Here is a 23043-nt window from a genome sequence, read left to right on the forward strand (position 1 = left end):
AATACGAAAATGGCATTAATTGTTCCAATAAAGGGTATTTCGCCGCAATTTGGGGAAGAAAATTGGCAGGCAGCGAACGCTACCATCGTAGGTGATGTGACGTTTGGTACACACTGCACGGTATGGTATAATGCGGTCGTTCGTGGGGATGTGAATCGCATCCGCATAGGCAATTACAGCAACATTCAAGACGGTGCGGTGATCCATTGCACCTACCAAAAAACCGAAACGCATATTGGGAATTACGTGTCCATCGCACACAATGCCATCGTTCATGGTTGTACCATCGAGGATTATGTCCTCGTGGGCATGGGTGCCATCATCATGGACGGTGCGTTAATTGAAACAGGATCCATCATCGCCGCAGGTGCTGTTGTAACCCAAAATACCCGCGTTCCTGCTGGTAGTATCTTTGCGGGAAACCCAGCCAAATTACTCAAGCCTGTGAGCCCTGAAGCTGCAGAAGTATTCATGCGAACCGCGATGAATTATTTGGAATATGCGGGGTGGCAGAAGTAGACATTGGACGTTAGACTTTGGACGTTGGACGGTGGTCGTTGGATGGTGGTCGTTCGCCGTTGGAAAATGTTGTAGAGACGCGATACCTCGCGTCTTTTTTACGTTTTAGACGCGAGGTATCGCGTCTCTACTCTACGGACTATTTCCCTCCGGACTGATGACTAGCGACTGACGACTTAAAAGATTTAGACGCGAAGTATCGCGTCTCTACACTCCGGACTATTTCCCTCCGGACTGACGACTGACCACTGACTTCAGTCCACTGCCACCCCTACCTCCCTAAGCCATCCGCGATCACCCGGTCATTCGCCAACCGTGGAACCTTATTTTGACCCCCTAATTTCCCCTGCGATTTCATGTAATCAATAAAAGCATTAGGCTTCAAAATCGTGAGTTTTAACGGCTGCAAAACCTTTCCGGTAATCAAATCCTTGTAATAGATGTTTTGAGCGTTCATAGATGCCTCTAAAACGGCTTGAAAACGCGTAGGGTCCTGCGGTGCCTGAGCAAATTCGACCAACCACTCATGGTAAGGCAATTCACCCGTAGGTGGATTTACCTGCGGGGCTAAGGTAAATTCAACAAGACTTGCTTCCGGACAGGCCTTTAATGCCTCAGCCATCGCTCGCTCCGCCTCTTCCGCAATCACATGCTCCCCAAATGCAGATATAAAGTGCTTTATCCGACCCGTCACCACAATACGAAACGGATTCAGGGACACAAACTTTACCGTATCTCCAATCGAATATGACCAAAGTCCCGCATTCGTCGACATCAATAAAGCATAATTCACGCCCAATTGAACCTCCGAAAGCATTAAACGCTTTGGCGTCGCCGTGAAATAGGTATCAGTTGGCACAAACTCAAAGAAGATTCCCCCATCGACATTCAACAATAATCCCTCCTCGCCCGTTGAGTCCTGAAATGCGATAAAACCCTCCGAAGCTGGATAGGTCTCTACGACATCAATTTCCCGACCAATCGAATCCATCAATTTCTGGCGATAAGGCTCAAAATTCACCCCACCCGTGACAAACAATTGAAAATCAGGGAATAAATCACCGATCTTTTGACCAGATAAAGACTCAAGCCGATCAAAATACATCTGCACCCAAGGCGGAATTCCTGAAATCAGCCCCATGCGTTGTTGGATGGTTTCTTGCACAATCGCCTCCAATTTCTCCTCCCAATCTTCGATGCAATTTGTCTCATAAGATGGCAATTGATTACTTCGCAAATAGCCAGGAACGTGATGATTGACAATCCCCGACAAGCGCCCTGTCGGAATTCCATGCTTCGACTCAAGCTCAGGAGAGCCCGACAAAAAAATCAATTTTTGATCTAAAAATGCAGAATTACCTGAATAGTGCACATAATGCAACAAGGCGTCGCGTGCACCCGTAATGTGAAACGGCATCGACTCTTTGGAAATCGGAATGTATTTCGCACCGGAAGTCGTGCCAGATGTTTTGGCAAAATAGGCAGGCTTTCCCGGCCATAAAATATTGGGAGAACCCAAAACCATCTCATCGATGTAGGTCTTCAAATCCTCGTATTCTGCGATGGGAACACGGATTTTATATTCTAAATAATTACGGATTTTATCGAATTCATAGGCCTGACCAAAGATGGTCTGCTCCGCTTTTTTGAGGTTATTCTTCAGCCAATTTTCCTGAATTTGAATCGCCTGCGCGTGACTCTTTTGGTGTTTTTTTACCACCTTACGCGCAAAAGGTTTTGCAAAAAAGGATCGAATTCCCATGGTAACTTACTTAAACACGCCCTGCGGATCAGGCAATTTTTCCGCTAAACTATGTCCTAAATTTAAATCTAACTGCGTGATATCCAGCTTTCTACATTCATGTAAATAGGCCCAGGCGTTTTCATATTTTTCCTGCAAATAGGCCACTTGCGCCCGCTTCATCCACGCTGTCGCATAATTCGGTGTTTGCAACAGAGCTCTCTGTAATAATGCATCTGTCTCATCCAAAGTACCACAATCCATGGACTTCAAATAACAACTCAATTTTACAATCGCTAAGTCCACGCGAAGAATACTTTGCGTACTGTCTAATGCTAATCCTTTGGATAAAAACTCAATGGCCTTTGGAAAATCTTGTCGTTGGAAAGTAATCACTCCTAATCCCCAATAAGAATCAACAGCCTGATTATCAAGCGCTTGAACTAGATTAAATCGATACGTTGCGGTGTCCAAATGTCCCGAAGAGACAAATTCCCAAGCGCGCTCAGAAAAGAATTCCACGGCCTCTTTACGTGACCCAAAACTAGCATCACAAGACTCCACGAATTGCGTTAATTCCTTTTGGTCTTTGGCGGATAAGGCCTTTTGACCATATAGTGGCAAATATTTTGCCTCTTTTGGCGCTGCTGTTTGTTGGGCCAAAGCTAGGCTTCCAACGAACATAAACAAACTCATTAGTAGTACTTTCATCGCTGCAAATCTACCTTTTCTTTTTAGATGATGGTGCTCCTGGGCGAAATTTTGCGTTTTTTCCTGGGCGATTATTCCGTTGGGGTGGTTTCGGAGTAGAAACAGCACCCCCTTTAGGGCCTGTTTTTGTCACCGCTTTGCGCGTAGGAACCTTTTGGCCACTCGCACGCGCTTTGATCACCCATTTTTTCTCGTGGAACGCGCCTTTAAAATCGGGATCTTCACGTTTCCGCTGATCATCGACCGCACGTAACATGTCTTGTTGTTCCACAAAAGGAGTCTCCTCCCGATTGATTTCTGCCGGAAGGTCTTGAATTTCAATCGTTTGCTGAATTATTTCCTCAATCTTTGCCCAGTGATATTGCTCAGCCAAGGTAATAAAAGTGATCGACTCGCCTACCTGATCCGCCCGACCCGTCCGACCAATCCGGTGGACATAATCTTCGTAAATCAAAGGAACATCAAAGTTGATGACATGGGAAACTTTGGGAATATCAATACCGCGTGCAGCCACATCGGTCGTCACCAACACCCGAATTAAGCCTTCGCGAAACTGCTGCATGGCATTGATACGCGTATTTTGGCCTTTATTCGAGTGAATCGCACGCACTTGGTCTTCCGATAAAACCTTGCGGATTAAGAACTTTTCAACCTGGTTGGCAACGTCCTTACTCCGACAAAAAACCATCACACGCTCAAAACGATCTTGCTTAAGAAAATAGGCCAAAGCATTGATTTTCGTACTTAAATTCGGTGCCTCATAAACAAATTGGGTCACCTGACTAGCCGGAGTGGCTTGTCGTGTAATTTCCACTTTTTGAGGAAACTCCAAAAACTCATGCGACAAGTTCTCTACTTTCTCAGGGAAAGTCGCGGAAAACAATCCGTTTTGACGCTTTTTATAAGGGATTTTCTCGAGTATTTCGCGGATCTGTGGCATGAAACCCATATCCATCATTTTATCCGCTTCGTCCAAAATCAAAATCTTTAATTCCTTAACGACAATCGCATCCTTGCGATATAATTCCAAAAAGCGACCCGGTGTAGAAACCAAAATATCAACGCCCGCTTCTAAGGATTGAATTTGGGTTTTGGGTCCTAATCCGCCATATAATGCCAAAATTCGTAAATCTGTTTCGACGGCTAAGCCAACCATCACTTCATGAATTTGCATGACCAACTCACGTGTGGGTGCTAAAATTAAGGTGCGAGGATTTTTCCCTTGGGCGTATTTACAACGCATTAATATAGGCAATGCATAGGCTGCCGTTTTTCCCGTGCCGGTTTGTGCGATGCCAAGGACGTCGTGTCCTTGCAACATAAGAGGAATCGCCTTCTCTTGTATGGGGCTTGGAGTAACATAGCCCAAAGCGTCACAGGCGCGACACAATTGAGGGTTTAAACCAAGCGAAGAAAAATCAGTCATATGATTAATTTTGATGAAGGGACAATTTCCTTCGCGGAATTCCGTTCGCGAACGCTGCCGGCGCCCAATCGCAATTCCACGACAAAGGTAGGCAAAATAAAATTCCCTACCTTTGAAACAAAAATTCTCTTAATCATGCGAATTTGGGGCATTAGATTCCTATTATGGGCCATCATCTCCTTCGCCAGCGGTAGTGTTGCATCACTTTTCCTCTGGGGCTTGCAATTCATCGCAGAAAATCGACAAACTTATTTTTTACTAGGACTTCCTTTGGTTGGTTTATTACTCGTATGGATGCGCAAATGGTCATTCACCACATTAGGGACAAACGACCTCATCAAGCAGCTACAAGGAGACACCCAGGATACTTCTGTTTTCCAGGCACCCTATACATTAGCCAGCACCTGGCTAAGTCATTTGGTCGGAGCATCTGTAGGTAGGGAAGGGGCGGCAGTATTCATGGGCGGCTCGATCGCAAATGCGAGTACTCAGCCATTCAATATTTCGCAGGAGGAAAAATCCATTTGGCTACGCGCCGGAATGAGTGCAGGCTTTGCGGCAATTTTCGGAACACCTTGGGCCGGATGTTTATTCGGACTCGAAATTAAAGAAGTAGGCAAAATTCATTTTCGCTCAGTTTTTGCATGCTTATCCACCGCTTTTGCAGCAAATCTCGTAAGTCTCCACGTGTATGGAACAAAACACGTTTTGTATCCCCACATTTTATTACCTGAGATTTCACCTGTATTTTGGGCCAAATTAGCGCTTATAGGCCTTTTTTTAGCCCTCATTGCACGCTTCTATTCGCGCTTAGAATCGATTATTTATTTTGCTTCTGATAAATTACCCATACAGGCCTACCAAAAAGCGATTCTCGCGGGCCTCATTTTACTCGCGCTATTTCAATTTCCCATTTTCCAAGAAAGCATCGGATTGGGTTCCGAATATTTACTAAGACCCTTTGAAGAGAATTTTCAATCGGGAACATTCGCTTTCCAAAAACTCATCGCGACATGCTTGAGTCTTGGACTCGGTTATAAAGGGGGAGAAGCAACGCCCTTATTTTTAATCGGCTCACATGCCATGGCAAGTTTTTCAGATCTAATCAATTTGCCAGGTCCGTTTTTAGCGGCCTTGGGCTTCACCTGCCTTTACATGGGATTAACAAAAACTCCCATTGCAGCGATGTGCATGGGCGTTGAACTTTTCGGAATGGATACTTGGTTTTGTTACCTCATCGTAACCTGCATTGTTATCTATTTCTCAGGGAATAAAGGAATTTTCAAATCACAAACATGGGCCAATTATATGCCCAAACTCCCCTTTTAATATGTACCATTTCTTTTTCGACAACTATTCACAGTACAAAGAAACACGAATTCAACAGCGTCGTTTTGACGAAAGTTTATGGCAAGAACTCATACAAGAATGGACTAATTCTCCTCATTTACAGGTAACGAAAATTGGGGAAACATTTGAAAAAAGAGCGATTCATGAGGTAAAATTTGGCAAGGGTCCCATTCAAATTATTGCCTGGTCTCAAATGCATGGCGATGAAGCTACGGCAACCATGGCATTGTGCGATATATTCAACTTTATCAACTCAAATGATTCGAGGTTTATTGAAATCAGGGAAATATTGCATCAGAATCTAAGCATTTCATTCATACCTTACTTAAACGCAGATGGTGCAGCATGGTGGACTCGTGAAACAGCATTAGGAATAGATATGAACCGCGATGCTCAACATTGTTATAGCCCTGAAGCGAGATTATTATCTGATTGGGCAGACCGCATACAACCTACATTTGCCTTTAATCTACACGATCAAAATCGATTATACTCCGTAGGTAATTCGGCAAATCAAACGCACATTGCCTTCCTAGCAACGGCTGGAGATGAGGCTGGCACCTGGACAGATTCACGAATGCGCGCAGGAAAATTAGCCAATCGATTGACGCGATTAACACAAGAAAAAATACCCAACAAAGTAGCTAAATGGACCGATGAATTTAATCCTCGTGCATTCGGAGACAACTTTCAGAAAAGAGGTTTCGGATTACTATTACTTGAGTCGGGGGGCGCAGGCTGGGACTTGGAAAAACAATCTTTGCGCCTACTCAATGCAGCGATTTTATTAGATGCCTTTTACAGTATTGCTACGGGTACATACCAACAAGAAAGCATCGAAACCTATGAAGCTTTAGCGACGAACGAACGCCAAATATTCGATATAAAACTGACACAAGCACCATTAGAATCAACAGGAAAAATTAGAGCAGACATTGGTCTAAACTTGAAAGAAACGGCAAGTGGACAGACACAAATAAATTACACTTGGACAGTCGAAGAAATAGGAGACCTTGCTTACATGCATGCATTAAATACACAAGATGCGAGCCAATGGGAATTTGTTCAACCAATACAATTAGGACAAGAAATAAGTGATTTGATCTTTACAAAAGGAGGCGAAACCTCTTTTGATTTACGTACTTTTACAGCCAAAATAAAATAACATATGACATCATTACCCGTAATCATTATTGGAGTAAATCCATTTGCCCTTGAAGTTGCACACATATTCCAACAAAATAACGTCGTAATCTATGGTTTTCTGGACGATGACCTTAAGAAAAAAGACACCATGATCGGTGAAATTCCTGTATTGGGAACCACAGAAGATGAAAGTTATTGGGGCTTAATTGGAAAGTCATGTGCCGTATTTGTGGCATTGGAAAACCCAACAGAGCGTAAGAAAATGATCGAATTAATCGAAGAAGATCGCAAAACAAAACCGGTTCACGCGATACATCCAAGTGCGCAAATTGCCAATGTGAAGAGCTTAGCTTATGGAATATTCATTGGCGCGAATGTCGTGCTAGGAGCAGAAACGAAGATTGCAGATCACGTCATTATTGGACCTGGAACAATCATTGAAACAGGTGCAAGTATTGAAGAATTTAGTCAAATCGGCGCAGGTTCAGTTATCGGGAAAGAAGCACAAATCGATAAAAATGCATTTGTAGGAATTCACTCAACAATCGTTGGCAGCATTAAAATAGGGAAGGGCGCAACCATCGGAGCGGGCTCTGTTGTAATTGAAAATATTCCAGCAAGCAAACGTGCTTTCGGAAATCCTGCCAAAATACTATAGTTTTTGTATGTTGTGTGGCTCAACTAGGTTCATAAAATGAAACCGTAAATAGAGTTGGGCCACCACAATCACATCCTCCATGCAATAGGATTCAATCCGCGCCAAATTTCCTTCCTTATAGTATACATCATGTACTTGGTCGCCCGAAAGATCTGATTTCGCGCCCTCAATTCCCATCATTTCAGCCAATAACTCCAAGGAGGTATAATTCTTTCGATCTCCAAATCGCCACATTTCCATGGTATCTTGGTGAATGATTTCCCATGGTTTTTTACCCTGAACTTGAAGGGCTTTGGGAATTTCAAGATTATTTGCCAACATTCTTCTACACAAATACGGAAAATCAAACTCTTTCCCATTATGCGCCACAAGCGTCAACTCCTTAGACTTGTAAGTCTTATTTATAAATGCGCCAAACTCCTTCAGTAGCTCTTTCTCATCATGATGCGCAATGGTTTTCACCTTCATACTGAGCTGCTGGTCCTTATTGACATACAAAAAGCCCATTCCTATCACAATTACACGACCAAATTCAGCAAACAATGCTGCGCGATCCGCATATAGGTCTTCTAGGCTCAAGGCGTCGACATTGTACAAATTCTTCGCTTTTTTTAGCCAGAACTCTTGCATCTTTTCAGAAATCTGGGAAAAATCCGATTTTCCAGACACGGTTTCAATATCAAGAAAAAGCGTGTTTTTAAAGTTCATTTGTCTCTGGCTTAGGCAATGTTTCACGTGAAACATATTGGGGTGTAAATAAGAAAAGCGCTTGAAGATTCGCTAAAACAAGGCTCTTAACTTCGTCCAAGTCCATCGTTTGGCCTAGCTCTTGCTGTAAAGAAGTTACACCTTTAGTTGCAATGCCACACGGCACAATATGTCCGAAATAGGATAGGTCAGTATTCACATTTAAGGCAAATCCATGCATGCTGATCCAGCGAGAAGCCTTCACGCCAAAAGCACAAATCTTTCGTGGATTGTCAGATTCTGGATCAATCCACACGCCCGTCAAGCCTTCGATGCGTCCAGCCATCAAACCATAGTGAGCACACGTTCGCATGATAGCTTCTTCCAGCATGCGGAGATATAAATGAATATCCGTAAAAAAGTTTTCTAGGTCAAAAATAGGGTAGCCGACCAGTTGGCCCGGCCCATGGTAAGTAATATCTCCGCCCCGATTAATCTTGAAAAAGCTAGCGCCAATGGTATGCAAAAATGACTCTTGCATCAACAAATGAGACTCGTCTCCACTCTTTCCCAGGGTATAAACATGCGGATGTTCGCAAAACAAAAGGAAGTTGGGCGTAGACTTCAAGTCCGCCTCAGCCACATTCCGATTTGCCAATTTAATGCCGGCCGTATGCGCCATCAAGGACTCTTGGAGATCCCAGGTTTCCTTGTAGGGCACAAGCCCCAAATCAACAAATTGGACATTTTTATTTGGCATCGAGATTATCAAGTAACTGTTAGGTCTGGCCAGAAGAAACCAGTTCTTTTGGGAAGACAAATATACAAGAATGGCGAAACATTTAAGGCTTGGTAAAAAGGCGGAATATCTAGCAACTGATTATTTACGAAAAAAGGGTTATTATATCCGTGACAAAAACTACCGAAGCGGCCAGGCGGAAGTAGATATTGTTGCACAAAAAAGCCAACGGTTATTCTTCATTGAAATCAAATCGAAACATTCGATGCGCTATGGGGAACCGGAAGAACAAATAGGAAAGGGCAAGATTCGGCGCTATCACCACGCGGCAGAAAGCTTTCAAATGGAAGAAAAATGGCATGGCGAAATACAGTTTGATACGATTTCCATTACTTTTTTTCCACAAGCTGTTAAAATCGAGCATTTCGAGGATGCTTTTTCGTAAATTCGCGGTTTAATAACCGAATATGATCAGTTTCCATACAGAAGACGTTTCTTTTAAGCTGCAAGACAAAATCAAGCACAAGCAATGGCTGCAAGCGGTTGCGAAAGAAGAGCACAAAAAGATCGGAGAGTTGAATTATGTGTTTTGCTCCGACAGCTATTTATTGGAGATCAACCAGAATTATTTGCAACACGATACCTACACGGACATCGTGACGTTTGACAATTCGGATGACCCCAAAATCATCGAAGGAGACATCTTTATTTCCTATGATCGCATCCTGGAAAATGCGCAAAAATTTGGGACAGAAGAAAGCGAATTGCAACGCGTCATGGTGCATGGCCTGTTGCATCTTTGTGGGTATAAGGACAAGGCGAAGGCCGACAAAGACCAGATGACGAATAAAGAAAATTATTATTTGGCAAAAAGATAATACGTGTTCCACGTGAAACATAAATGAAGATGATGCAGAATTCATATGACGTAATCGTAGTAGGAGCGGGGCATGCAGGCTGTGAGGCGGCGCATGCAGCAGCCCAAATGGGCTCAAAGGTGTTGTTGATTACGATGAACATGCAAACGATTGCTCAGATGTCCTGCAACCCGGCAATGGGGGGTGTGGCAAAGGGTCAAATCGTTCGTGAAGTAGATGCCCTAGGAGGGATGTCGGGAATCATTTCCGACAAAACGATGATTCAGTTTCGAATGTTGAATCGTTCGAAGGGGCCGGCGATGTGGTCGCCAAGATGCCAATCGGACCGCGCGCGTTTTGCAGAAGAATGGCGCTGGGCATTGGAACAAAATGCCAATGTTGATTTTTGGCAAGATTCTGTGGAAGGCTTAATCGTTGAAAACGACGAAGTGAAAGGAGTGAACACCCGATTGGGAATGCAGTATTTTGCTCCTACAGTTGTACTAACGAATGGTACCTTTTTGAATGGCTTAATCCATATTGGGGAAAAACATTTTGGCGGAGGAAGAATGGCAGAGCCCATGGCTGGAGGTATCACAGAACAATTAATTCAATTGGGCTTTGAAGCGGGTCGGATGAAGACAGGAACCCCGCCGCGTGTGGATGGACGGAGTTTAGATTATTCGAAAATGGAAGAACAAAAAGGGGATGAGAATCCAAGCTCATTTTCTTATCTAACGAAGGCACCAATCCAAGAGCAACGCTCATGTTGGATTACACATACGAATGAAAAAGTACACGAGGTGCTTCGCAAAGGATTTGATCGCAGTCCGATGTTTGCAGGAAGAATCAAAGGCTTAGGGCCGCGCTATTGTCCATCCGTGGAAGATAAAATCAATCGCTTTGCGGATAAGGATTCCCATCAAATTTTCGTTGAGCCGGAAGGGTGGAATACCGTTGAAATTTATGTGAATGGATTTTCAACATCGCTTCCGGAAGACATTCAATTCGAAGCCATCCGCTTGATCCCAGGATTTGAAAATGCGAAAATGTTCCGACCAGGTTATGCGATCGAATACGACTATTTCCCGCCGACGCAATTGAATGCGACCTTGGAAACAAAGCGTCTTTCGGGTTTATTCTTTGCCGGACAAATTAACGGAACGACAGGCTATGAGGAAGCTGCTTGCCAAGGATTAATGGCAGGTATCAATGCGCACCAAAAAGCACACCAAAAAGAACCCTTTACCTTATCGAGATCGGAGGCATACATTGGCGTTTTGATTGACGACTTAATCAACAAAGGTACGGATGAACCATACCGCATGTTTACATCTCGCGCAGAGTTTAGAACCTTGCTAAGACAAGATAATGCTGATGAGCGCTTAACTGAAAAAGGCTTCGGCTTGGGATTGGCAACGCAAGAACGTTTGGATACTTACCTGAACAAAAAGGAACAAGTAGCTGCGTTAATTGAAACCATTCAAACAACGAAAGTGAAGCCTGCGGAAATCAACGATTGGTTACAAGAACAAGGTACAGCAACATTGAAGGAGGGGGCACCGCTGATTAATTTATTGAAGCGCTCCGACTTAAGTTTTGAACAAATTCTCCAACACGAAATTGGGCAAAGTATTAAAGAGACTTATTCACAAGAAGTGCTCGAGCAAGTTGAAATTATTGTCAAGTACGAAAGCTATATCGAGAAAGAGCGTTTGATGGTTAACAAGATGAAGAGCATGGAAGATTTGGCGATTCCGGCGAACTTCGATTATGACAAAATCAAAACCTTGTCTACTGAGTCGCGCATTAAACTTAAATCAATTCGTCCACAGACCATTGGTCAAGCGAGCCGCATCTCAGGGGTTTCTGCCGCTGACGTTTCGATTTTACTTTTATTTATGGGTCGTTAATTATGGAAACATTACAAAACTGTCCGGCATGCGGTGCGTCAGAAATGACAACACATTTACAAGCCAAAGACTATACCGTTTCAAAAAATACCTTCAACATCGTTCGTTGTGCAGCATGTGATTTACTCTTCACAAACCCACGACCGGAAGCAGAACAAGCTGGCTATTTTTACCAGTCGGAGAATTACATCTCCCACAGCAATACGCAAAAAGGATTCATCAATAAGCTTTACCATGCGGTTCGAAAAATAACCTTGAAACAAAAAACAAATTTGATTAATGGCGAACAACAAGGGACTAATAATCTATTGGATATCGGTTGTGGCAATGGACACTTTTTACATGCTTGCCAGCTAGCTGGATGGAATACCTTTGGCATGGAACTCGATCCTGAAACGGCAGCGCGTGCAGCAGCATTAACGGGTCAAAACATATTCCCACATTTACAAGCCATCCCCGATGAACCTCAATTTGAATTGATCAGTTTGTGGCATGTTTTGGAACATGTGTATGAAATCGACGCCTATTTTGAGTTCTTCAAAAAACGCATTAATGCAGGGGGTAAATTGCTTTTAGCCTTACCCAATTCGAAATCTTTTGATGCGAATTATTTTAAAGAATTTTGGGCGGCCTATGATGTTCCACGACACATTTATCATTTCAATCCTGAAACAATTCAGTCAATTGCCAAAAAACATGGATTTAAATTAGCCAAACAACACGGGCAAATTTTCGACAGTTTTTACATTGCCCTGTTGAGTCACGAATACAAAACCGGAAGCAAGAAATTAATCGCTTCATTTTTCGTCGGCCTTTGGTCAAACCTAATTGCCTATTTCAAAACAGGTAATTATTCGAGTAATATCTATATTTTTGAACATGCCTAAATTCGTGCAAAAACTCGCATTCGTCACATTTATCCTGTTCATCAGCTTGAGCATGTTTCAGCGTTGTGCACAAACGGCAAGTCCTCCAGGTGGAAAAAAAGATACCTTAGCGCCCAAAATTGTTACGAGTATTCCGCTAAACAAAAGCAAAAATTATACCGGAAAGAAAATCGAATTGAATTTCAATGAATATGTATCGATTCGTAGTTTGAATCAAGAATTGTTGATCACTCCGAATGTGGGAACCTATGAAACACGTATCCGACCTACGGGCGTAACTTTACTATTGGATTCTGCGCTACACAAAAACACGACCTATACCTTCAATTTCCGAAACGCGATTGAAGATATGTCGGAGCGCAATAAAGGCAAAAACATCAAACTCGTTTTCAGTACGGGATCCGATATTGATTCTTTACAAATCAGCGGCCAGGTAAAACATTTGGAGACAAATAAAAAGCTAGAATCTATTTTGGTAGGCCTCTATCCTTACACGGATACCTTGCGCATCGATCAGGCAAAGCCGTACTATTTTACGAAAACAGATACCTCCGGAAATTACCAAATAGAGAACATTGCAGCTGGTAAATATTATATGGCGGCATTTAATGACATCAACAATAATTTGGTTTATAATTCAAATAAGGAACCGGTAGATTTCATCACCCAAAACTTTATTGATTTAAAGAAAAACCAAACGCAGGATTTTAAAATTGCTTTGCAAAATCAAGACCCCTTGAAAATTAGCAAAACGACAAGCACGGCTAAAACAGTTTTATATGAATTGTCGAGGGGTGTTAAGGCAATTGAGATCCAGCCAAAGAATTTAGCTTACCAAATCGAAGCTAATCGCAACCTACGTTTCTATGTGGGAAACGTGGAACATCAAGACACAGTACGTATATCAGCTATTGTAACGGATTCACTGAATCGGGTGACAACATTAGCTTTGAAGCTAAAATTCAGAGAACCTAATAAGAAAGAAAAAGTTGTCAATACACCTTTACGTATGGAAGTATTTCCGGCAAGTAATCATTTGTTAAGTCCAGAAGATTCGATTGTGATCAAATTTCAAAAACCGATCGCTTTGATAAATACGAAAGCAATCTCGTTCGTAACAGGTCCCGATGAAGAAATTCAATTACCGGATGAGGCCTACAACTGGAATAGCTTTGTCAATGAATTGAGCATTCAAAAAGCTTATTTGCCATTGCGTAATCGTTTCGAATTGAAATTTGCAAAGCATGCTTTCATCAGTGTGGAAAAAGATTCCTCACAAACATTTACACAAGCATTTGAATTTCAAGATTTAGAAAATTATGGAAGTATTTCAGGGAGTATCAATACACCTAAAGGCAAACATGTATTTCAGTTGATCAAATCGGATACGAATGTTTTGGCATACCAACAAACAGGTGAAAACACATTCCATTTTCCACACGTGGAACCTGGTTTATATGAATTACGTGCCATCGAGGATCGCAATGGAAATGGACTTTGGGATTTAGGCAACTTTAAAACAAAAGAAAAGCCAGAGTCAATTTATTTCTTCCCCGGCAAGATCAAATTGAAGGCCAACTTCCAGATCAGTGATGTGTTGATAAGTACTCAATAAACACCCATTTTATCCACAATACCTGTGGACGAATGTGGATAAAATTTCATACCCTGTGGAAAATGTGCATAAGTCCACACTTATCCACGCAATACGGAAATCTTATCCACAAGTTGATACGTTATTTAAAATTATCATCTTATTGATTAATAGCATATTACAAATCAAATTCTGACTTATCCACATATCCACAGAGAACAACAAAAAGAAACAAAGAAAAGATTTTAAAAAGTTTTTCTTTTTTTAATTTATATGTGTGGATAAAGTAAAATCTACCGTTTGACCCCGGCAGGGTATATCGTTTTTGATGTTATATTGACATTTTATATTAAAAAAATAGTTAAAAAAGATAGAATAGTATATTTATACCCCTTGCATTGTGGATAACTTGTGGACAATAGACTATTGTGTACAAAAAATTCGTTTAAAAGTGCAAATCGAGAGGCTGATTTGTTAACTTTGATATTCATAATCAACAAACTCAATCATGCTTGAATTTTCAAATTTCACCCGTGTATTTGATTTACTGCCGATTTACGATCAGCTTCATAAATCGGACTTGTTTTGCCTGAAGCGAAATGGCGAATGGCGAAAATATAGTTCAGAAGAAACCTTGGATATCATTCAAGATCTTGCTTTGGGACTTTTGGCTTTGAAGATTAAACCAGGAGATAAAATTGCCATCATATCGGGCAATCGGCCGGAATGGAATTTTGTTGATTTTGCTATTCAATTGATTGGTGCCGTTTCGGTGCCGATGTACCCAACCATTACTGTGGAAGATTATGCATTCATTTTCGAGAATGCAGAAGTGAAGTATGTGTTTGTGGAGGGAGAAGAATTATATCTAAAAGCAAAAGAGGCTTCCAAAGGAAATCGGAAGATAAAGAAGGTCTACACTTTTGATCCTGTTGAAGGGGCTGATATGTGGACTGACGTGAAAGATGCTGGTTTTGGTCAGGATCGAGCACCTTTAAAACCTTTGCAAGACGCAGTAAAACCAAGTGATCTATTAACCTTGATATATACGTCGGGAACAACCGGTCGGCCAAAAGGGGTCATGTTGACCCATCACAACATTGTTTCTAATGTAAAAGCGTTAATCCGTGGGAAGTTTTTTGATTTACATGCGACGGATCGAGCATTAAGCTTTTTACCACTTTGTCACATTTATGAGCGGACGGACATTTACATGTATATGTCTTATGGAGTTTCAGTGTATTACGCGGAGAGCATGGAAACTATCGCTGATAATATTAAAGAGGTTAAGCCATCTATGTTTGCTTCTGTCCCACGGTTATTGGAAAAAGTGTACGATAAAATTTTAGCCAAAGGCAATGAGTTAACGGGTATCAAACGTAAATTATTTTTTGGCGCGATTGAGTTTGGATTGCAATATGACCCGATGGTAAAATTGGGTTTGATGGATTCCATCAAATTAGCAGTTTACCGGAAATTGATTTTTAGTAAATGGCGTGAGGCTTTAGGAGGAAACGTGCGTTTGATTGCCTCAGGTTCTGCAGCTTTACAACCTCGTTTATCACGTGTATTCTGGGCGGCTGGCGTTCCAGTTAGTGAAGGATATGGGTTGACGGAGACTTCGCCAGTTATTTCGGTATCTCAAGTTAATCCTCCCGATTTCCGAATTGGATGTGTGGGAACTTTAGTGGATAGCATGGAATTGAAAATTGCGGAGGATGGTGAAATTTGTGTACGCGGGGATTCTGTGATGGTCGGTTATTACAAAAATCCAGAAGCGACGGCTGAGGCTGTTGATAAAGATGGTTGGTTCCACACAGGCGATATCGGTGAAATGGTGGAAGGCAAATATTTGAAAATCACGGATCGCAAAAAGGAAATATTTAAAACCTCGGGTGGTAAATATGTTGCACCGCAGTTGGTGGAAAATAAATTAAAAGAATCTGCGTTTATCGAACAATGCATGGTGGTCGGCGAAGGCCAAAAATTCCCTTCTGCATTAATTATTCCGGAATTTGCAGCTTTAGGTGTTTGGTGCAAGCAACATGGTATTCCAGTAGGAAGTCCTGAAGAATTAATTCAACATAAAGATGTTATTCGGAAGCTGGAGGAAGAGGTGATGTCCACGATGGGTTCTGTAGCGAAATATGAACAGGTGAAGAAATTCGTATTATTGCCGCGTTTGTTTACGGTTCAAGATGGAGAAATTACCCCAACGTTAAAGTTGAAGCGCAAGGCTATTTATGCCAAACATGAAAAAGCAATTTTGACATTGTATGAATAAAACAATGTGTTTTCACGAATTAGCTTTAGTGCTCTGCTAAATTTTCGTAATTTTGAGGTTTGAAAAAATATTCCGCAAGGAGTCATTAAATTGGATGTATGTCACAGCATAAAAAAGTTGCCTTAATTACGGGTATTACGGGTCAGGATGGAGCCTATTTGGCAGAATTGTTGTTGAGTAAAAACTACGTAGTTCATGGAATTAAGCGTAGAAGTTCTTTGATCAATACGCAACGAATCGACCATTTATACGAAGATCCACACGTTAATTCATCCAATTTCCATTTGCATTACGGTGATTTAAGTGATTCAACAAATATTATTCGCATCATTCAAGATGTTCAACCCGATGAAATTTACAATCTAGGTGCGATGTCGCATGTCAAAGTTTCATTTGACGAACCGGAATATACAGCGCAAGTAGACGGAATCGGGACTTTACGTATTCTGGAGGCCGTTCGTTTGTTGGGCATGACGAAGAAAACAAAGATTTATCAGGCGTCTACGTCGGAATTATATGGTTTAGTACAAGAGGTTCCACAGTCGGAAAAAACACCTTTTTATCCACGTTCTCCGTATGCGGTTGCTAAATTATATGGCTACTGGATTACGGTGAATTACCGTGAGGCTTACGATATGTTTGCAGTGAATGGAATTTTGTTCAATCACGAGTCACCCTTACGTGGAGAAACATTTGTAACGCGAAAAATTACGCGAGGTGTGGCGCAGATTGCGTTAGGCCAACAAGATAAATTGTATTTAGGAAACTTAGATGCGAAACGCGACTGGGGACATGCCAAAGATTATGTTGAGGCAATGTGGTTGATTTTGCAACAAGAAAAACCGGAGGACTTTGTCATTGCAACTGGTATTACAACGACCGTTCGTGATTTTATTCGCATGGCATTTAGTGAGGTGGGCATTGAAATTAAATTTTCGGGTGAAGGCGTGAATGAAATTGCAACGATTGCCGCGTGCAACAATCCTTTGTATCAAGTGGAAATTGGTAAAGAAGTTGTAGCTGTCGATCCGCGATATTTCCGTCCTACAGAGGTAGAATTGTTGATCGGAGATCCTACCAAAGCGAAGGAAAAATTAGGTTGGAAATTGCAATATGATTTGCCGGCATTGGTGAAAGACATGATGGCTTCCGACGTACAATTATTTACCAAATAAGATGAATCCATCGATTGCGATAATAGGTTTGGGCTATGTGGGATTTCCGCTGGCTGTGGAGTTTGGAAAAATTTATCCAACCTTGGGTTTTGATATCGACGCTTCGCGTATTGATGAATTAAAGTCGGGGGTGGATCGCACCCAAGAAGTTAGTGCTGCCCAATTAGCCGAATCGAAAAACTTGCGTTTTTCTTCACAAGTGGCAGATTTAGCGACTTGTAATACCTTTATTGTTACGGTTCCTACGCCTATCGATCATTTCAAAAAGCCCGATTTGAGTCCTTTGTTAAAGGCATCTGAGATGATCGGAAAGGTCTTGAAAAAAGGTGACGTGGTGATTTATGAATCCACGGTTTATCCAGGTTGCACAGAAGAAGATTGTGTGCCGGTGTTGGAAAAACACTCGGGATTGGTCTTTAATCAGGATTTTTTCTGTGGTTATTCGCCTGAGCGAATTAATCCAGGAGATAAGGTCAACACGTTAACGAAGATCAAAAAAGTTACATCAGGTTCTACGCCGGAAATCGCGGAATGGGTGGATCAATTATACAAATCGATTATCGTCGCAGGGACGCACAAGGCCTCATCGTTAAAAGTTGCCGAGGCGAGTAAGGCGATTGAAAATGCCCAACGCGATGTCAATATTTCCTTTGTCAATGAGCTTTCCTTGATTTTTGATCGGATGGGTATTGATACAACTGAGGTATTAGAAGCTGCGGGAACCAAATGGAATTTCTTGAATTTTAAGCCCGGTTTAGTAGGTGGCCACTGTATTGGGGTCGATCCATACTATTTATTGCATAAATCGGAGAGTTTGGGCTATTATCCGCAGGTTATTCTATCCGGCCGACGAGTGAATGACAACATGGGAATTTTTGTTGCCAATAAATTGGTCAAATTACTCATTCAAAAAGGGAAGAAAATCGGCGGTGCCAAAACCTTAATGTTGGGCATCACGTTCAAAGAAAACTGTCCAGATATTCGAAATTCGCGTGTAGTTGATATTTACAAAGAGTTGGTTGATTTCGGTATGGATGTTGATGTGTATGATCCTTGGGCGAATGCCAAAGAGGTAAAGCATGAGCATGGAATTAGTCTTGTTACGGAATTAGGTCAGGCCTATGATGCCATTGTGTTAACGGTGGCGCACCGGGAATTTTTGGATCTCGCCTTCGGCGAATTAAAAGCCAAAGATGGGGTGCTTTTTGATATCAAATCAATTTTAGATAAATCCATCGTAGACGCTCGATTATAAGATGGCTTGGTATGCGGTTTACACGAAATCTCGCACAGAGAAAAAAGTGGCCATGCGTCTAAAAGAGGCAGGAATTGAAGCCTATTGTCCCGTAAATAAGCGCGAAAAACAGTGGTCGGACCGACGAAAAGTCACCGAGGAGCCTCTTTTTCGTTCATACGTTTTTGTCAACATTGATTTAGAAAAACAGAGCGCAACGGTTCGTCGGACCCTGGGCGTTGTCAATTTTGTCTATTGGTTACAAAAGCCAGCCGTCATTCAAGACGATGAGATTCTGGCGATTCAGCAATTTTTATCGGAGCATGCGGCCGTCGAGGTTTTTGGAAATACGCTTCAAGTGGGTGATTTTATCACGATTGATGCGGGTGCCTTGAAAGGCCAAAAGGCGGAAGTTATGGGGATTAAAAATCGGCATGAAGTGCGATTACGGATAGATTCCTTGGGGTTTGAATTGGTGGCTAGGGTGGAGTAATATCCGTATTGTAGAGACGCGATACTTCGCGTCTGTTCCCCGAACTAATGCCTGGCAATATAAGAAAGACGCGAGGTATCGCGTCTCTACATATTACACCCATTCTAAGTCTATTGCGTCTCTACAGATTTCTTAATACTTTTTTCGTATTTTGCGTACCTAAACCCTTTTTCATGCGTCTTCGCGCAATTTCATTTCTTTTGTTGTTCAGCTTTTGCGCGAAAGCTCAGGATAAGATTGGTCCTAGCCTGGAATTAGGCATGGGCCTTACTTCCGGTACCTATACGCCCTTCTGGTTACGTGCCAATCAATACGGCGCCGTTCCCACAAAAGAAAGTTATGCTACTGCCGCCATTGCGCTGAGTGATTTTGTCCAAGTAAACAAACGATACAGTTGGGGGTATGGAGTTCGCGGATTGGTCAATCTAACAGAGACTAAAGCGGATGTTTTATTACAAGAAGCCTACCTCAAAGGTAAAATGGGGATCTTTGAATTACAGGTAGGCCGAAAAAAACAAATTCAAGGCCTTGTTGACTCAACGCTCAGTTCGGGGTCTTATATTTGGTCGGGAAATGCATTGCCCATGCCCATGGTTAATTTGGTTGTCAACGACTATTGGGCGCCCAAATTTATGAACGATTTCGTGGGCTTTAAAGGCAATTTTGCGCATGGGTGGTTTGATAACCAACGTGGCGATGTGGCCGATTTCTATTTACATCAAAAATCATTTTATGGCCGACTGGGAAAACCCAATTGGCTTTTCAAGTTTTACGGAGGATTTAATCACCAAGTTCAATGGGCTGGTACATTGAAATATGCTGACCCGGGCAATTTCGCGGCGAAAAATGGTAAAATTGCCAGCAGTCTCAAGGATTATTTATACGTGATTACGGGCCAAAGCATGAATGTCGTTGGCAGCGATACCGCAACGTATGGAATTAATGACGGATGGAATCGCCTAGGAAATCACCTCGGTTCCGTAGACGTGGGGATGGAAGTTGATTGGAAGGAAGCTAAACTCCTTTTCTACAGACAAAGCGTTTATGAAGATGGCTCCCTATTCCATGGAAACAATATTACCGATGGTCTTCATGGAATTTCATTTACGCGTAAATCCGAGCAAGGCATTACCAAAGTCGTAGCGGAATACTTAAATACTACCTCTCAAGGCGGATCGGTATTCAATCAAACGGATGTGAATCGGGGATTGGATAATTACTTCAACAATGCGGTTTATCGAGAAGGATGGACCTATGCGGGCAAAGGCTTAGGAACACCCATGATGACCTTGGATTCTGAAACGGATTTAACAAATACAAATGGAACCTTCTATGATAATAACCGTGTCGAATCGTTTTATGTAGGAATTCAAGCCAAATTTGGTGAAAATGATTTCACATTTCGAGGGTCATTAAGCAATTCCATCGGTTGGTTTGGTATAGAAAACATCCCCGTGAAAAAGCAATATTCCTTTGGCTTGCAATGGCAACGACCTGTCCAGTTGATGGGATATGATGCGCAATTGAAGGCATCGATAGGCGCCGACAAAGGTCTTTGGAAACCGGATGTTGTCGGAGGAAATGTCTCTTTGGTTTTGCCTTTGAACTAGCCAAAGAACAAATAGCTCACCCAAATCGCGGTGGCGATTCCCACAAAATCGGCGAACAATCCTGCCCACAAGGTGTAGCGAATATTACGCACCTGAACAGATCCGAAATACAAGGCCACGACGTATAATACCGTTTCTGCTGAACCTTGGAATACACAAGATAAGCGCCCCACAAACGAATCTGATCCGAAAGTTTTCATCGTATCAATCATCATCGCGCGCGATCCACTGCCACTCACCGGGTGCAGCAAGGCTGTAGGCATGGCATCCACCCAGCGGTTGTCGATGCCCGACAAATCTACGAGATATTTAATTCCGTCAACCATATAGCCCAAAACGCCCGAATTACGCAGGCAAGAAATCGCAACCAATAGCCCCACTAAATAAGGAATTACTTTCACGGAAGTTTCAAAACCACCTTTCGCGCCCTCCACAAACGTTCCGAAAATGTCGATTTTCTTGCGCATTCCCGCGGCAATGAAAGAGAAAATCAGCAAGAATAGAAAGCCATTGGAGAAGACTTTAGATTGCATTTCGATGGCCTCTTTGGGTAAGGAGCTGAAGTACCACAAGATGGCTCCGAGAAAGGCGGTTAGGCCGGCTAACCAGGCGAAAAGTACAGGTTCTAATAAGTTGATTTTCTGTTTGATGGATACAAAAATCAGACCCGTAATTGTCGTCGCATAAGTTGCCATGAGGCAAGGAATGAAGATATCAGAGGCGTCCTGCGCACCGTAAATGGCCCGTTGGGCCATAATACTCAAGGGAATCAACACGGGGCCTGCGGAATGCAGAACCAAGAACATGATTTGAGAATTGGAGGCCGTATCTTTATCGGGGTTAACTTCTTGTAAACTCTGCATCGCTTTCAGCCCAAAAGGCGTCGCCGCATTATCCAAACCCAATAAATTGGCTGAAAAATTCATGATCATTTGTCCGTGCACTGGATGGTCTTTGGGAATCTCCGGAAACAAACGGGTGAAAAAAGGACCGATGCGTTTAGCTAAAAATTGAATCGCTCCCGCCTTCTCGCCTACTTGTAAAATACCCATGAAAAAAGTCATGACACCTGCCAAAGGCAAGGCAATTTTCATGACGGCTAATTCCGCGGAATCGAACATGCCATCTACGAGGATTTTGAATATTTCGGCATTCCCAAAGAAGAGATATTGAATGATTGCGACTACAAAAGCCACACCGAAGAATAAAAACCAAATCCAATTTAATGCCATAGGGTCGAGGAAATTTGGTTAAATTTAGGCAAAATCTCTGATTATTATGCGCACGATTGCCTTAGTCCTCCTCTCCTTTGCTGCCTGGGCGCAAAAAACGACCTGTTCGTACGAGCTTGCGATGGAAAAACAAGGCTTGCTTGAGGTTACATCGAATGCCCCCGGGGTATTGGTGGAGTTGAAATATGGGACAACGGATAATTTCATGGGCAAGGATGTTTATGGTTGCCTGCGACATGCCTATGTGCAAAAACCGGTCATGGCGATGCTTCAACAAGCGCAGTCTGCCCTAGAAAAGAATCATCCGGGTTTTCATTTATTGATTTACGATGCCGCACGTCCCCTATCCATTCAATGGGTTTTGTGGAATACGCTGACACAATATCCGCCCTCAGAGCGCCAAAAATACGTGGCGGATCCGAAGCAACATTCCATTCATAATTATGGATCTGCCTTGGATTTAACGGTGGCGGATGCGAATGGAAAGCCTTTGGACATGGGAACGAAATATGATTTTTTTGGCGATTTGGCTTATCCTTCCAAGGAGCGGGTGTTTTTGGCATCAGGCCAACTAAGCCAAAAAGCCTATCAAAACCGATTGATTTTGCGGGAAGCCATGCAAGCGGCTGGCTTTATGCGGATTGAATTTGAGTGGTGGCATTTTAATGCTTTTTCGCGTGCGGAGGCGAAACGCCGTTTCCCTGTTGTGCAGTAATCGCGGATTTTATCAGCGACTCTTGCCGTTTATCCAAAAATCAAACTTGCACAAAACGCATTTGTGTATTAT

General features: G+C 42.5%; 21 protein-coding genes. 15 read left to right on the forward strand and 6 right to left on the reverse strand.

Features of this window, described 5'->3' with window-relative positions:
* Window positions 1-9: 9 nt before the first annotated feature.
* On the forward strand, window positions 10-519 hold the full coding sequence (locus V7S75_RS01500) for a gamma carbonic anhydrase family protein (RefSeq protein ID WP_459510922.1): 510 nt from the start codon (window positions 10-12) through the stop codon (window positions 517-519).
* A 271-nt stretch (window positions 520-790) separates the two neighbouring features.
* On the opposite strand, the gene V7S75_RS01505 is transcribed toward V7S75_RS01500, so the two are convergent.
* Genes V7S75_RS01505 through V7S75_RS01515 form a run of 3 tightly spaced genes read right to left on the reverse strand, consistent with a single transcriptional unit; the run spans window position 791 to window position 4397 of the window.
* Window positions 791-2281 (reverse strand): GH3 auxin-responsive promoter family protein, encoded by a 1491-nt coding sequence (locus V7S75_RS01505; RefSeq protein ID WP_459510923.1) that lies wholly within the window; start codon window positions 2279-2281, stop codon window positions 791-793.
* A 6-nt stretch (window positions 2282-2287) separates the two neighbouring features.
* A complete protein-coding gene (locus V7S75_RS01510; RefSeq protein WP_459510924.1) occupies window positions 2288-2971 on the reverse strand; it encodes a tetratricopeptide repeat protein in 684 nt (227 codons plus the stop codon).
* A 10-nt stretch (window positions 2972-2981) separates the two neighbouring features.
* Window positions 2982-4397 (reverse strand): DEAD/DEAH box helicase, encoded by a 1416-nt coding sequence (locus V7S75_RS01515; RefSeq protein ID WP_459510925.1) that lies wholly within the window; start codon window positions 4395-4397, stop codon window positions 2982-2984.
* On the opposite strand from V7S75_RS01515, the gene V7S75_RS01520 reads away from it, so the two are divergent.
* Genes V7S75_RS01520 through V7S75_RS01530 form a run of 3 tightly spaced genes read left to right on the forward strand, consistent with a single transcriptional unit; the run spans window position 4398 to window position 7551 of the window.
* The gene (locus tag V7S75_RS01520) at window positions 4398-5726 is read left to right on the forward strand and encodes a chloride channel protein (protein WP_459510926.1); all 1329 of its coding nucleotides are present in this window, start codon (window positions 4398-4400) and stop codon (window positions 5724-5726) included. It begins immediately after the preceding gene.
* A gap of 1 nt (window position 5727) precedes the next feature.
* Window positions 5728-6912, forward strand: coding sequence for a M14 family zinc carboxypeptidase (locus tag V7S75_RS01525; RefSeq protein ID WP_459510927.1), 1185 nt, complete (start codon window positions 5728-5730; stop codon window positions 6910-6912).
* A 3-nt stretch (window positions 6913-6915) separates the two neighbouring features.
* Window positions 6916-7551 carry a PglD-related sugar-binding protein gene (locus tag V7S75_RS01530; RefSeq protein ID WP_459510928.1) on the forward strand — a complete coding sequence of 212 codons (636 nt, stop codon included), beginning with the start codon at window positions 6916-6918 and terminating at the stop codon, window positions 7549-7551.
* Here the strand turns inward: V7S75_RS01530 and V7S75_RS01535 are convergent.
* Window positions 7546-8259 carry a 3'-5' exonuclease gene (locus V7S75_RS01535; protein WP_459510929.1) on the reverse strand — a complete coding sequence of 238 codons (714 nt, stop codon included), beginning with the start codon at window positions 8257-8259 and terminating at the stop codon, window positions 7546-7548. The two genes, V7S75_RS01530 and V7S75_RS01535, sit on opposite strands and share 6 nt — an antisense overlap.
* A complete protein-coding gene (lipB, locus tag V7S75_RS01540; RefSeq protein ID WP_459510930.1) occupies window positions 8249-8998 on the reverse strand; it encodes a lipoyl(octanoyl) transferase LipB in 750 nt (249 codons plus the stop codon). Before lipB ends, V7S75_RS01535 begins: the two co-directional genes overlap by 11 nt.
* 70 nt (window positions 8999-9068) lie before the next feature.
* Here lipB and V7S75_RS01545 point away from each other — a divergent pair, with 70 nt between their 5' ends.
* The 10 genes from V7S75_RS01545 to V7S75_RS01590 all read left to right on the forward strand — a co-directional run bounded on the left by V7S75_RS01545 (window position 9069) and on the right by V7S75_RS01590 (window position 21024).
* Window positions 9069-9422 carry a YraN family protein gene (locus tag V7S75_RS01545; protein WP_459510931.1) on the forward strand — a complete coding sequence of 118 codons (354 nt, stop codon included), beginning with the start codon at window positions 9069-9071 and terminating at the stop codon, window positions 9420-9422.
* Between the two features lie 22 nt (window positions 9423-9444).
* Window positions 9445-9855, forward strand: coding sequence for an rRNA maturation RNase YbeY (ybeY, locus tag V7S75_RS01550; RefSeq protein ID WP_459510932.1), 411 nt, complete (start codon window positions 9445-9447; stop codon window positions 9853-9855).
* 32 nt (window positions 9856-9887) lie between these two features.
* Window positions 9888-11747, forward strand: a complete 1860-nt coding sequence (mnmG, locus tag V7S75_RS01555) for a tRNA uridine-5-carboxymethylaminomethyl(34) synthesis enzyme MnmG (RefSeq protein ID WP_459511145.1) — start codon at window positions 9888-9890, stop codon at window positions 11745-11747.
* A gap of 2 nt (window positions 11748-11749) precedes the next feature.
* Window positions 11750-12634 carry a class I SAM-dependent methyltransferase gene (locus tag V7S75_RS01560; RefSeq protein ID WP_459510933.1) on the forward strand — a complete coding sequence of 295 codons (885 nt, stop codon included), beginning with the start codon at window positions 11750-11752 and terminating at the stop codon, window positions 12632-12634.
* 4 nt (window positions 12635-12638) lie between these two features.
* Window positions 12639-14249, forward strand: a complete 1611-nt coding sequence (locus V7S75_RS01565; RefSeq protein WP_459510934.1) for an Ig-like domain-containing domain — start codon at window positions 12639-12641, stop codon at window positions 14247-14249.
* Between the two features lie 487 nt (window positions 14250-14736).
* On the forward strand, window positions 14737-16512 hold the full coding sequence (locus V7S75_RS01570; protein ID WP_459510935.1) for an AMP-dependent synthetase/ligase: 1776 nt from the start codon (window positions 14737-14739) through the stop codon (window positions 16510-16512).
* A 98-nt stretch (window positions 16513-16610) separates the two neighbouring features.
* Window positions 16611-17687 carry a GDP-mannose 4,6-dehydratase gene (gene gmd / locus V7S75_RS01575; protein WP_459510936.1) on the forward strand — a complete coding sequence of 359 codons (1077 nt, stop codon included), beginning with the start codon at window positions 16611-16613 and terminating at the stop codon, window positions 17685-17687.
* A 1-nt stretch (window position 17688) separates the two neighbouring features.
* Window positions 17689-18942 carry a nucleotide sugar dehydrogenase gene (locus V7S75_RS01580; protein ID WP_459510937.1) on the forward strand — a complete coding sequence of 418 codons (1254 nt, stop codon included), beginning with the start codon at window positions 17689-17691 and terminating at the stop codon, window positions 18940-18942.
* A gap of 1 nt (window position 18943) precedes the next feature.
* Window positions 18944-19414 carry a UpxY family transcription antiterminator gene (locus V7S75_RS01585; protein ID WP_459510938.1) on the forward strand — a complete coding sequence of 157 codons (471 nt, stop codon included), beginning with the start codon at window positions 18944-18946 and terminating at the stop codon, window positions 19412-19414.
* A 173-nt stretch (window positions 19415-19587) separates the two neighbouring features.
* The gene (locus V7S75_RS01590; protein WP_459510939.1) at window positions 19588-21024 is read left to right on the forward strand and encodes a capsule assembly Wzi family protein; all 1437 of its coding nucleotides are present in this window, start codon (window positions 19588-19590) and stop codon (window positions 21022-21024) included.
* Here V7S75_RS01590 and V7S75_RS01595 read toward each other — a convergent pair.
* The gene (locus V7S75_RS01595; RefSeq protein WP_377974352.1) at window positions 21021-22256 is read right to left on the reverse strand and encodes a nucleoside recognition domain-containing protein; all 1236 of its coding nucleotides are present in this window, start codon (window positions 22254-22256) and stop codon (window positions 21021-21023) included. The genes V7S75_RS01590 and V7S75_RS01595 overlap by 4 nt on opposite strands.
* A 46-nt stretch (window positions 22257-22302) precedes the next feature.
* Between V7S75_RS01595 and V7S75_RS01600 the strand changes: the two genes are divergently transcribed.
* Window positions 22303-22971, forward strand: coding sequence for a M15 family metallopeptidase (locus V7S75_RS01600; protein WP_459510940.1), 669 nt, complete (start codon window positions 22303-22305; stop codon window positions 22969-22971).
* The last annotated feature ends 72 nt before the right edge of the window (window positions 22972-23043 follow it).

The organism is Aquirufa sp. TARAVU-A1A (assembly GCF_054558675.1).

Excerpts from the sequence above, each read along its gene's own strand:
- V7S75_RS01585 (WP_459510938.1), top strand. The coding sequence starts at position 18,944 with ATGGCTTGGTATGCGGTTTACACGAAATCTCGCACAGAGAAAAAAGTG.
- V7S75_RS01530 (WP_459510928.1), top strand. The coding sequence starts at position 6,916 with ATGACATCATTACCCGTAATCATTATTGGAGTAAATCCATTTGCCCTT.
- V7S75_RS01590 (WP_459510939.1), top strand. The coding sequence starts at position 19,588 with ATGCGTCTTCGCGCAATTTCATTTCTTTTGTTGTTCAGCTTTTGCGCG.
- V7S75_RS01580 (WP_459510937.1), top strand. The coding sequence starts at position 17,689 with ATGAATCCATCGATTGCGATAATAGGTTTGGGCTATGTGGGATTTCCG.
- ybeY (WP_459510932.1), top strand. The coding sequence starts at position 9,445 with ATGATCAGTTTCCATACAGAAGACGTTTCTTTTAAGCTGCAAGACAAA.
- V7S75_RS01595 (WP_377974352.1), bottom strand. The coding sequence starts at position 22,256 with ATGGCATTAAATTGGATTTGGTTTTTATTCTTCGGTGTGGCTTTTGTA.
- V7S75_RS01570 (WP_459510935.1), top strand. The coding sequence starts at position 14,737 with ATGCTTGAATTTTCAAATTTCACCCGTGTATTTGATTTACTGCCGATT.
- V7S75_RS01525 (WP_459510927.1), top strand. The coding sequence starts at position 5,728 with ATGTACCATTTCTTTTTCGACAACTATTCACAGTACAAAGAAACACGA.
- V7S75_RS01515 (WP_459510925.1), bottom strand. The coding sequence starts at position 4,397 with ATGACTGATTTTTCTTCGCTTGGTTTAAACCCTCAATTGTGTCGCGCC.
- V7S75_RS01505 (WP_459510923.1), bottom strand. The coding sequence starts at position 2,281 with ATGGGAATTCGATCCTTTTTTGCAAAACCTTTTGCGCGTAAGGTGGTA.
- V7S75_RS01520 (WP_459510926.1), top strand. The coding sequence starts at position 4,398 with ATGATTAATTTTGATGAAGGGACAATTTCCTTCGCGGAATTCCGTTCG.
- V7S75_RS01600 (WP_459510940.1), top strand. The coding sequence starts at position 22,303 with ATGCGCACGATTGCCTTAGTCCTCCTCTCCTTTGCTGCCTGGGCGCAA.
- V7S75_RS01545 (WP_459510931.1), top strand. The coding sequence starts at position 9,069 with ATGGCGAAACATTTAAGGCTTGGTAAAAAGGCGGAATATCTAGCAACT.
- gmd (WP_459510936.1), top strand. The coding sequence starts at position 16,611 with ATGTCACAGCATAAAAAAGTTGCCTTAATTACGGGTATTACGGGTCAG.
- lipB (WP_459510930.1), bottom strand. The coding sequence starts at position 8,998 with ATGCCAAATAAAAATGTCCAATTTGTTGATTTGGGGCTTGTGCCCTAC.
- V7S75_RS01510 (WP_459510924.1), bottom strand. The coding sequence starts at position 2,971 with ATGAAAGTACTACTAATGAGTTTGTTTATGTTCGTTGGAAGCCTAGCT.
- V7S75_RS01560 (WP_459510933.1), top strand. The coding sequence starts at position 11,750 with ATGGAAACATTACAAAACTGTCCGGCATGCGGTGCGTCAGAAATGACA.
- mnmG (WP_459511145.1), top strand. The coding sequence starts at position 9,888 with ATGCAGAATTCATATGACGTAATCGTAGTAGGAGCGGGGCATGCAGGC.
- V7S75_RS01500 (WP_459510922.1), top strand. The coding sequence starts at position 10 with ATGGCATTAATTGTTCCAATAAAGGGTATTTCGCCGCAATTTGGGGAA.
- V7S75_RS01535 (WP_459510929.1), bottom strand. The coding sequence starts at position 8,259 with ATGAACTTTAAAAACACGCTTTTTCTTGATATTGAAACCGTGTCTGGA.